This is a genomic window from Nocardioides sp. REDSEA-S30_B4 (assembly GCF_001627265.1).
GTDB lineage: Bacteria > Actinomycetota > Actinomycetes > Propionibacteriales > Nocardioidaceae > Nocardioides.
In genome coordinates this window covers 1-10,336 of the sequence record NZ_LUPI01000062.1, presented here as the reverse complement: position 1 = coordinate 10,336, position 10,336 = coordinate 1, and the positions used below count along the sequence as shown (strand labels likewise).

The 10,336-nt window shown below is 72.8% G+C and carries 10 protein-coding genes; 6 read left to right on the top strand and 4 right to left on the bottom strand.

The window, feature by feature from the left end; all coding sequences use genetic code 11:
* Positions 1–113 precede the first annotated feature (113 nt).
* On the top strand, positions 114–1,025 hold the full coding sequence (locus A6R01_RS12125) for a WS/DGAT domain-containing protein (RefSeq protein ID WP_292606198.1): 912 nt from the start codon (positions 114–116) through the stop codon (positions 1,023–1,025).
* Positions 1,026–1,048: 23 nt separating this feature from the next.
* On the opposite strand, the gene A6R01_RS12120 is transcribed toward A6R01_RS12125, so the two are convergent.
* Complete coding sequence (locus tag A6R01_RS12120) at positions 1,049–2,194, bottom strand: site-specific DNA-methyltransferase (RefSeq protein WP_292606196.1); 1,146 nt, start codon at positions 2,192–2,194, stop codon at positions 1,049–1,051.
* Positions 2,195–2,297: 103 nt separating this feature from the next.
* On the opposite strand from A6R01_RS12120, the gene A6R01_RS12115 reads away from it, so the two are divergent.
* Positions 2,298–3,872: an alpha/beta fold hydrolase gene (locus tag A6R01_RS12115; RefSeq protein ID WP_292606194.1), complete on the top strand. Its 1,575-nt coding sequence runs from the start codon at positions 2,298–2,300 to the stop codon at positions 3,870–3,872.
* A gap of 201 nt (positions 3,873–4,073) precedes the next feature.
* The gene (locus A6R01_RS12110; protein ID WP_292606192.1) at positions 4,074–5,324 is read left to right on the top strand and encodes a phosphodiester glycosidase family protein; all 1,251 of its coding nucleotides are present in this window, start codon (positions 4,074–4,076) and stop codon (positions 5,322–5,324) included.
* Positions 5,325–5,345: 21 nt separating this feature from the next.
* Here the strand turns inward: A6R01_RS12110 and A6R01_RS12105 are convergent, their stop codons facing one another.
* Entirely contained in the window at positions 5,346–5,927 is a 582-nt protein-coding gene (locus A6R01_RS12105; protein WP_292606191.1) for a mismatch-specific DNA-glycosylase, read from the bottom strand.
* Positions 5,924–7,180, bottom strand: a complete 1,257-nt coding sequence (gene glgC, locus A6R01_RS12100) for a glucose-1-phosphate adenylyltransferase (RefSeq protein ID WP_292606189.1) — start codon at positions 7,178–7,180, stop codon at positions 5,924–5,926. Before glgC ends, A6R01_RS12105 begins: the two co-directional genes overlap by 4 nt.
* Positions 7,181–7,237: 57 nt before the next feature.
* On the opposite strand from glgC, the gene glgA reads away from it, so the two are divergent.
* From glgA to A6R01_RS12085, 3 genes are all read left to right on the top strand, one after another.
* Positions 7,238–8,434, top strand: coding sequence for a glycogen synthase (gene glgA / locus A6R01_RS12095; RefSeq protein ID WP_292606188.1), 1,197 nt, complete (start codon positions 7,238–7,240; stop codon positions 8,432–8,434).
* Between the two features lie 215 nt (positions 8,435–8,649).
* The gene (locus tag A6R01_RS12090) at positions 8,650–9,102 is read left to right on the top strand and encodes a hypothetical protein (protein ID WP_292606186.1); all 453 of its coding nucleotides are present in this window, start codon (positions 8,650–8,652) and stop codon (positions 9,100–9,102) included.
* Positions 9,099–9,842, top strand: coding sequence for a hypothetical protein (locus A6R01_RS12085; protein WP_292606184.1), 744 nt, complete (start codon positions 9,099–9,101; stop codon positions 9,840–9,842). The genes A6R01_RS12090 and A6R01_RS12085 overlap by 4 nt, the downstream gene beginning before the upstream one ends.
* A gap of 65 nt (positions 9,843–9,907) precedes the next feature.
* On the opposite strand, the gene A6R01_RS12080 is transcribed toward A6R01_RS12085, so the two are convergent.
* Positions 9,908–10,336 (bottom strand): DUF4234 domain-containing protein (locus A6R01_RS12080; protein ID WP_292606182.1); only part of this gene is annotated, 429 nt, incomplete at its 5' end.

The window sequence follows — 10,336 nt, the reverse complement described above, 5'->3', positions numbered from 1 at the left end:
AGCAGACCTTCGCGCCCGTCGTACCCGACCAGCAGCAGACCATCCTCGACGCGCTCGACCATGGCGAGGTCACGCACTAACCAGTTGAGCCAAGTCAGGCCGATGAGCGCGGCATGCTTGCGCCCTGGGCGCGGCACTCCCGCCCCCAGCGCAAGCCGGTCGAGGACGCACCGACCACGCTGCCCGAGGTCCCCGTCGCAGCCTTCCGTACGGCGCTGGGCGTGGCCGCCGAGGCGGCCGGCATGCCCGGTGCGCTGGTCCGCACCCTCTCCAAGGGCGTGCGCAACCAGACCTCCGCGGTCTCCTTCTACGCCCCGCGCACGATCTTCAACCAGTCGATCACCGGCGCCCGCCGGTTCGCGGCCGACGACTGGCCGGTGGAGCGGCTCAAGGCCATCGCCAAGGCGTCCGGCACCACGATCAACGACGTCGTGCTGGCGATGTGCTCCGGCGCGATGCGCACCTACCTGCTCGAGCTCGACGCGCTGCCCGAGGACCCGATGGTCGCGATGGTCCCGGTCGGCCTCAACGCCAAGCAGTCCCAGATCGCCTCGGCCGAGGGCGGCAACGCGATCGGCTCGGTGATGGTGCAGCTGGCCACCGACCTCGGCGACCCGGCCGAGCGCCTGGACCGCATCCACCTCTCGATGCGCGACGGCAAGGAGGCGCTGTCGTCGATGACCCAGACGCAGATCCTCGCGATGAGCGCGCTGGGCCAGGCGCCCGCGATCCTGGCGCCGCTGCTGCGGATGCAGGGCATCGTGCGACCGCCGTACAACCTGATCATCAGCAACGTGCCCGGCCCCCGCACCAGCCACTACTGGAACGGCGCGAAGCTCACCGGCACCTACCCGCTGTCGATCCCGATCAACGGCATGGCGCTCAACATCACCTGCACCTCCTACGACGGGCAGATGGGCTTCGGCCTGACCGGTTGCCGCCGCACGGTCCCGCACCTGCAGCGGCTGCTGACCCACCTCGACGACGAGGTCGCCAACCTCGAGAAGGCGGTCGGCGTCGGCTGAGCCCGGCCCTGCAACGGTGCTGCTCAGCGCAGGGCCAGCCCACCGCCGTATGCCTCGGCGACGGCGGTGAGGCGGGCCCGGGTGATGTCGGCGACCGTGGCGAGGCCCGCGGCGGCCGCGGGTGAGCCGGGCGGCACCGACTCGGGGTGGTTGATCGACAGACAGGTCCGCCGCCCGCCGTCCTCGGCGTTGAGCATCGCCACCGCGTGCCCGGTGGTGCCGCTGCCGGCGAACGGGTCGAGCACCCGCGCGTCGTCGGGGTAGGTGCCGAGGACGCGGCGCAGCAGCCCGGTGGGCTTGGGCGAGGCGAAGACCGGTCCGACCAGCGCCTTGAGCTCGGCCACGGCCGTGTCGGTGGAGCCGACCTCCTCGGCCAGCCAGACGGTGCGCAGCTTCTTGCGGCGCCCGGCGTGCAGCCAGTCGCGCTGGTAGACGTCGACCCGCTCGCCGCCGCGGCCCTTGACCACCCGGCAGACCAGGTCGTCGGGGCGCTCGTCGACGCGCGGCGCGCTCCACCGCCAGACCGCCGGGGTGCCGTCGCCGAAGACCGGCTCGACCTCGCGGGCGCCGTCGAAGGGGGCCGTCGCGACGCGGCCGCTCGCCGGGTCGCCCCACAGCGGGTAGTGCAGGGTGCGCGCGGTGGTGGGGTTGAACTTCTTGTTGGTGTTGCGCAGCGGCAGCAGCCGGAAGGCGCGACCGCTCGCCTCGTCGTGGTGCGGGAAGTCGGCGGGATCGACCGTGTCGGGGGTGGATGCGTCGAGCGCGCAGGCCGAGCGGTCGACGGCGTACACGAGGAGGTACTCGTGGCTGGTGGCGAAGCCGGGCCCGAGCTGGCGCCCCTTGGGGTTGAGGTTGACCACGACCTGCGCGAGGAACTGATCCTCGCCGAAGACCTCGTCGAGCAGCAGCCTCAGCCGCGCGACCTCGTGGTCGTCGATGCTGACGAAGACCGCGCCGGTCGGCGCGAGCACCGCACGCACGGCCTCCAGCCGTGGCCGCAGAGACGCGACCCACTCCTCGTGCGAGGGCGTGCGGTCGCGATAGGTCAGCGCGCTGCCGGTGTTGTAGGGCGGGTCGAGGTAGGCCACGTCGAAGCGCGCACCCTGGGCGGCGAGGTCGGCGAGCACCACGAGGTTGTCCCCCACGGCCAGGGAGTTCCAGGTGCCCACGCAGAGAAGGTACGCCGCCGGCGACCCGGTCCGCGGCAGCCCGTGACCTGTGACGACCGTCTCTCGTTGTCCCCGGCAACCGAACCTTCGAGGAGCAGCCCCCGTGCGTCGAACCACCCGAGCCACCCGCACCGCCGTCGCGACCGCCCTGGCGGCTGCGCTCGGCCTGACCACGCTCGGCGCCACGACCGGCGCACAGGCGGCGGCCAGGACCAGCAAGGCCGCGAACGTCGTGACCGACGGGTGCCTCGACAGCGTCCCCGAGCCGGGCGAGACCGAGCCGGTCCAGATCTGCTGGACGCTGTTCCGTCCGGGCATCGCGACCGGCCGGAAGACGAAGGTCCCGCTGGTCTTCCAGTCCCACGGCTGGGGCGGGTCACGCTGGACGGACGAGGCCCAGGCGGCCCGGTTCCTGGAGGCCGGCTACGGCGTCCTCTCCTTCGACCAGCGCGGCTTCGGCGAGTCCGGCGGGCACACCCACGTCGAGAACCCCGACCTCGAGGGCCACGACGTCCGGGCCCTGGTGAAGTTGGTCAGCGAGCTTCCCTGGGTGATCCAGGACCGCAAGGGCGACCCGCGGATCGGCGCCATCGGCGGGTCGTACGGCGGTGGCTACCAGTTCCTCATGGCCTTCGAGGAGATCCGGGCGACCGGTCGGCAGGTCGTCGACGCCCTGGTCCCGCAGATCACCTGGCACGACCTCGAGGAGAGCCTGGCCCCCGAGGGCGTGGTGCGCACCGAGTGGGCCCTCGCGCTGTCCGCGGGGTCGCTGCCCAGCGACGCGCTGCCGCCGAACGTCTACAAGGCCCTCGTCGAGGGTGCCGCGACCGGCACCTGGCCGGACGGCTCGGTGCCCAGCACCGAGGACATGGCGACCTTCATGGAGAAGAACGGCCCGAAGTGGCAGGTCGCGCAGGGCGCGAGGCTGGACGTCCCGGTGCTGTTCGGCCAGGGCACGACCGACACCCTGTTCCCCCTGGAGCAGGCGCTGACCAACTGGAAGGTGGCGCTCACGCGGAAGGCCCGCAAGCGCAGCATCTTCACCGCCTACAACGGCGGCCACGCCCTGCCCGCCGTGCTGCCCGCCGGCGTCACCGTCAGCTCCGACCCCTGCGCGGAGAAGCTCTCCGGCGGCGACTTCACCGACCTGACCCTCGCCTTCCTCGACCGCGCGCTCAAGGGGGCGAAGAAGAAGGTACGCGGCTACGGCCGCTTCCACCTCGCCACCCCGGAGTCCGGGTGCGTGACGACCCGCAGCGTCAAGCGCCGCCTCGAGCTGCCGGTCGGCACCGTCGCCACGACCGCCGCCGCCGGCGTACCGATCGCCCACGAGGTGGCCGAGGGTCCGCTCACCGTGGCGGGCGGGTCCCACCTCACCGCGCTGGCCACCACCGTCGGGGCCGACGCCCGCGCCTTCTACGGCCTCGCGATCGGCACCTCTCCCGCCGACGCGACGCTGGTGCACAACAACGTGCTCCCCTTCCGCGCCGCGCTGCCGCTGGTCGGCGAGGAGGTCCGGATCGAGCTGCCGGCCGTCGGGGTCGAGGTGCCGGAGGGGCAGTCGCTCTTCCTCCTCGCGAGCCCGCTCAGCGACACCTTCGCCGGCATGAGCAGCCGGACCCCCGGCGTCGTGCTGCTCGAGGACACCGTGCTGCACACGGCGGGCCGGCTGGGCTGAGTGGGCTGGAGGGGTGGGCCGGCTGGGTCGGCCGGGCTGCGGTGGGCCGGCTGGGCGAAGGTTCATCGGCGCCCCGATGAACCTCACGGCCCGCCGATGCACCTGCGTCGGGAAGCCGTGAGGCCCAGCGGCCCCCCGATGAAACTCACGCCGCCCCGACGAGCCCTTCCGTCACATCAGTCACTCCTTTAACATCGACTGGTGCGTTCTCGGTCCGTCCTCGCTGCCCTCGCCCTGAGCGGCGTCGTCGTCGCGCCAGCGGCAGCGGTCCCGGGCGCGGACCGGCCGTCCGACGCGACCGCCGAGGAGCGCGTCGCGCGCCCCGCCGACCAGGTGGTCGACCTGGGGCCGGCCGAGCCCACCTGGCACAGCTCCGACGGCGTGGTCGGTCAGCCGGCGCCGTACGTCGCGGCCCGCAGGGCCCTGCCCGCGCAGCGCTCCGCCACGACCCAGCGGCGCCTCGGCCCCGGCGTCGTCCACACCACCTGGACCCAGACCGATGCCCGCGGCCCGGTCATCGCGCACCTGTTGGCCGTCGACCTCGACCGTGACGACATCCGCCTCGACGTGGTCAACCCCGGCAAGGTCGCCGCGGTCGAGGACGTCCTGACCATGGCGCGCGACGCGGGCGCGGTGGCTGCCGTCAACGGCGACTTCTACGACATCGGTCGCACCGGGGCACCGCTCGGTGTCACTGCCTCCCCGCGCAGGGGGTTGCTCAACGCCCGCGAGACCGGGTGGAACCAGGGGTTCTTCCTGACGAAGAAGGGGCGGCCGCAGTTCGGCGAGATCGCCTTCCGGGGCAGCATCAAGCAGCGCCCGGCCGCCGACGTCACCAACATCAACAGCCACTTCGTGCTGCCCGGCGGCATCGGGATCTACACGCGCAAGTGGGGCCGCACCCCTGGCTACGAGGTCACCCAGGGCCAGCAGCAGAACGTCCGGATGGTCGAGGTCCACGGCGGGCGGGTCGTGGCCAACCGCGGCAAGCTCAGGGCCGGACGCCCGATCGACGGGCTGGTGCTGATCGGCCGGGGCGAGGGCGCGAAGCAGCTGCGCAAGCTCAAGCGCGGTGACGCCGACGTCTCGTGGGGCCTGCGCGGTCGGCCCCGGCTGGTCATCACCGGCTCCAAGCTGCTCATCGACGACGGCGTCGTGCAGGTCGTCGACGACTCCGAGATGCACCCCCGCACCGCCGTGGGCATCGACCGCGACACCAACGAGGTGCTGCTGCTCGCCGTCGACGGCCGCTCCGACGACAGCCGCGGCTACACGATGGTCGAGCTGGCCCGGATGATGCAGGACCTCGGCGCCGACGAGGCGCTCAACCTCGACGGGGGCGGCTCGACCACCATGGTCGGCGGCAAGCGCGGCGTGCTGAAGGTGCTCAACGACCCCTCGGACTCCGTGCTGCGCAACGTCGCCAACGCGCTCGTCGTCCGGCGCGACTGAGCGCCTCCCGCACCGCTGCGCCTACAGCAGCCCGGCGGCGCGGCCGACCTCGGCGTACGCCGCTGCGAGGCTCTCGACCGTCTCGTGCGCGTTCAGCCCGCTGGGGTTGGGCACCACCCACAGCTCGGCCGGCCCCATCGGCTCCGGCTGCCGCCCGGGCACGGCCCTGGGCAGCGCGAAGGCCTGCCGGTAGGCGGTGATGCCGGCGACGGCGACCACCCGCGGCCGCACCCGCTCGACGAGCGCGACCAGGTCCGCTCCCCCGGCCCGCAGCTCCTCGGTCGTGAGCTCGGAGGCCTTGGCGGTGGCGCGGCGCACGAGGTTGGTGATGCCGATGCCGCGGGCCCGGAAGCGGGCACGGTCCTCCTCGCCCATGCCGGCCGCGGCGTCGACCGGTGCGGTGATCACGCCGCCGCGCAGCAGCGCGGGGTAGAACCGGTTGCCGGGGTGGGCGAAGTGGGTCTGCGTGGCCGCGGTCCACAGGCCGGGGTTGATGCCGACGAACAGCAGTCGCACCGACGGGTCGTCCGGGCCGCCGAGCAGGTCGGGCACCTCCGCGTCGCGGAAGGACTCCAGCTCGGCGCGGCTGAAGGAGCGGCTCACGCGTCGGTCGGGAAGGGCTGGTCCTTGCCGAGCACCGTCAGGCCCTCGGTGACCAGGAAGCCGCGGGCCCGGTCGGCCTCGGGGTCGACCCCGATGACCGCGCCGGGCGGGACGACGACGTTCTTGTCCAGGATGGTGTCGCGCACGACCGCCCCGGCCCCGACGGTCACCCCGTTGAGCAGCACCGAGCCGGTCACCTCCGCCCCGTCCTCGACGCGGACGTCCGGGGAGAGCACCGAGCGGGACACCGACCCGCCGGAGACCACGACGCCGGGCGACAGGAGCGTCTCGTCGGTGGCTGCGGGCGAGCCGTTGGCGCCCTGGACCAGCTTCACCGGCGGCTGCGGGCCGTAGGAGGTGTAGACCGGCCACTCGGTGTTGTAGAGGTTGAAGATCGGCATCGGCGAGACGACGTCCATGTGGGCGGCGTAGTAGGAGCCGAGCGTCCCGACGTCGCGCCAGTAGCCGGCGTCGCGCGCGGTGGCACCGGGCACCACGTTGTCCTTGTAGTCGTAGACGCCGGCCTGCGAGCGGCGCACGAACGCCGGCACGATGTCGCCGCCCATGTCGTGCTTGGAGCCGGTGGTGCTGGAGTCGCGGGTGACCGCCTCGACCAGGGCGTCGGCGTCGAAGACGTAGTTGCCCATCGAGGCCAGCACCTCGCCGGGGCTGTCGGGCAGCCCGACCGGGTCGGTGGGCTTCTCCAGGAACTCCCGGATGCGCGACGGCTCGTCGGGCTGGACGTCGATGACCCCGAACTGGTCGGCCATCGCGATCGGCTGCCGGATCGCCGCGACCGTGCACGCGGCGCCGGACTCGACGTGCTGGGCGACCATCTGGGCGAAGTCCATCCGGTAGACGTGGTCGGCGCCGACGACCACCACGATGTCGGGCTTCTCGTCGCGGATGAGGTTGAGCGACTGGTAGATCGCGTCGGCCGACCCGAGGTACCAGTGCTTGCCGACGCGCTGCTGCGCCGGCACCGGCGCGACGTAGTTGCCCAGCAGGTTCGACATCCGCCAGGTCTGGGTGACGTGGCGGTCCAGGCTGTGCGACTTGTACTGCGTCAGCACGACCACCTTGAGGTAGCCGGAGTTCACGACGTTGGACAGCGCGAAGTCGATGAGCCGGTAGATGCCGGCGAACGGCACCGCAGGTTTCGCACGGTCTGCGGTCAACGGCATCAACCGCTTGCCCTCACCGCCCGCCAGGACGATGGCGAGGACCTTCTTGCGGCCGGCGCTGGCACTCATGACGCTCACGTTAACCACATCTCCCCAGCCCCGGGAGGTGGCGAGTAGGTTCGCGGTGTGCGAGTCGACGTGCTGAGCAAGGAGTACCCGCCGGAGATCTACGGAGGGGCCGGGGTCCACGTGGCCGAGCTGGTGCGCGCGCTGCGCGACCGCGACGACCTCGAGACCCACGTGCACGCGTTCGGCGCGGAGCGCTCGGAGCAGCTGACGTCGTCGTACGCCGACCTCGCGGAGCTGTCCGCGGCCAACCCGGCGCTGCGCACGATGGGGGTCGACCTGGCGATGGCCGACGCCTGCGCGGGCACCGACCTGGTGCACAGCCACACCTGGTACGCCAACCACGCCGGCCACCTCGCGGGGCTGCTGCACGACGTGCCGCACGTGGTGACCGCGCACAGCCTCGAGCCGCTGCGGCCGTGGAAGGCCGAGCAGCTCGGCGGCGGCTACCGCCTGTCGTCGTGGGTGGAGCGCACCGCCTACGAGTCCGCCGCCGCGGTGATCGCGGTGTCGGCGGCGATGCGGGAGGACGTGCTGCGCTCCTACCCCGCGGTCGACCCGGCGCGCGTGCACACCGTGCACAACGGGATCGACACCGGGCTGTGGGCTCCGCGGCCGGACGAGGAGGTGTGCCGTCGTCTCGGGGTCGACCCCGAGCGCCCGTCGGTGGTCTTCGTCGGCCGGATCACCCGGCAGAAGGGGCTGCCGCTCTTCCTGCGCGCGTGCGCGGCTCTGCCGCCCGAGGTGCAGGTCGTGCTGTGCGCGGGCGCTCCGGACACCCCCGAGATCCTCGCCGAGGTCGAGGGCCTGGTCGCCGGCCTGCGGGAGTCCCGCGGCGACGCGGGCGGGGTCGTATGGATCCCCGAGATGCTGCCGCGCGCGGAGGTGATCGCGCTGCTCACGCAGGCGACCGTCTTCGCCTGCCCGTCGGTCTACGAGCCGCTCGGCATCGTCAACCTCGAGGCGATGGCGTGCGAGACGGCGGTCGTCGCGACCGCCACGGGAGGCATCCCGGAGGTCGTCGTGCCGGGCTCGACCGGCGTCCTGGTGCCCATCGAGCAGGCCACCGACGGCACGGGCACCCCGCTGGACCCCGAGCAGTACGTCGCCGACTTCGCCGACGCGATGCTGCGCGTCGTCTCCGACCCCGACTCAGCCGCCGCGATGGGCCGGGCGGGCCGGCAGCGCGCGATCGAGTCCTTCGGCTGGCCGGCCATCGCCGAGCGGACCGTGGAGGTCTACCGGTCCGTGGTCTGAGGCTGGCGGGCTCGGGCGGTTTGTCGGCTGGCCGATGGACCTTGCCGCTGGACGACAGAGGTTCGTCGTCCCACGTCAAGGTACGTCGGCCGGCCGATGAACCTTGCCGCGCCGGCCGGCCACCCTCGGCCCCCCTGCCGTCCACAGGTCACCCCGGACCCGACTCCTGTGGACGAGCGCCGACGACCGGCCCCGGTGCGGGGCAGCCTGAGGGCATGGACATCTCGGACCTGCCTGACCACCCCGACTGCGACCCCGCCGCGGACCCCGACTGGGACGGCGGCACCTACAGCCCCGACACGCTCGTCCTTGACGACCAGGTCTCCCTGCTGCGCACCTGGCGCCACCTCGTCGGAGCGCACGACGCCCACCGCAGGCACGGCCTGTGGCTGCTGCTCATCGACGAGGACGACCACCCCATGGCCGGCGTGCTCGAGGTCGAGGGTTGCGTCGACCTGCCCGAGCCCGACCAGCTCGACTCGATGGTCGCGATGCTGCGTGGCGTGCTCGACGACGCGGCGCCCGACGGCCGGGTGGCCATGCTGCGTGCCCGGCCGGGCACGCACCCCGTCGCCGATGAGCGCCTGAGGCCCTGCCGCAGCCCACACGGCCGCCACGGCCGTGAGCCGAAGACAACAAGAACACGTTCTACTAGCCTGCTCGGGTGACCACCTGGCTGCCCGCGGGCACTCCCAAGGCGATGTTCCTCGTGTGGGGCGACGGGCTCGGCGCCGCGCTGACCGCCCCCGCCCTGCGCGAGGCACTCGCCGCCACCGGCGCGCTGCGCCTGCAGGTGAACCTCGACGACGAGCACGTCGCCGACGCCCTGCGCTTCGGCACCGGCGAGCCGATCGGCGCCGTCGTCAGCGTGTGGGGCCCGGAGCCGGAGCGGGTGGCCGGCGCGCTCGCGGACCACCTCGGGACGAGCGCCCCGGGCGCCACCACGGCCGGCTGGTTGGTGGAGGAGCGCCGGCGCGTCGACCCCGCCGAGACCTACGACGGCAGCCGCGCGGACGTGCTGGCCAACACCGCCGTGCTGCGGCGGCCCGCCGAGCTCGACGAGGAGACCTGGCTGCACCGCTGGCTGGTCGAGCACACGCCGATCGCGATCCGGACCCAGGCGACGTCGGCGTACCTCCAGCATCGCTGCCTCTCACCACTGCCCGGCAGCCACCCCGACCCGCCGCACGCCGACGCGATCGTGGAGGAGCTCTTCCCCACCGCCGGGATGCACGACGTGCACGCGTTCTACGGCAGCGGCGGCGACGACGCCGAGCTCTCGCGGCGGATGACCGAGCTGATGGCCAGCGTCAACCGGATCGGCGCCGACCGCGACCTCGACCTGGTGCCCGGCAGCCGGTACCTCTGGGACCTCCAGCCCCACACGGGTCTCGTGGCTCGTCGCTGACGCTCCTCGCACCTCGACCATCGGTGGTCGAGGTGCGAGCGCAGCGAGCCTCGGGACCCTGTGCCTCAGCCCTGGGCGCCGAGCGACTTCCAGTAGTCGTTGAGCGCGCCGTTGGTCTTGACGAACCAGATGATCGGGCCGACGAGGATGAACATGCCGGGGAAGTACCACAGCCCCGTGACGCCGCTGACCGGCTCCTTCTGCCCACGGCGCTTGTAGAGTCCGCCCACCTCGGCGGAGGTGAGGTAGGGCATCACGATGCTCACGAAGATCGCCAGGATGAGCGCGACCGCGCCGCCGATGCCCTGGCCGGAGTGCTGCTTCATCTCCTCGTGGACCTTGTACCAGTAGTACCAGCCGTAGATCCCGAAGGTGACGATGAACAGCAGGAACGCCACGCCGGTGCTGCGCACCTGACCGATCGGGCCGGCACCCATCTGACCGGCGGGCGCCGGCGGGGCCGCGGCGTACGCCGGGGTCGGCTGCGCGCCGGT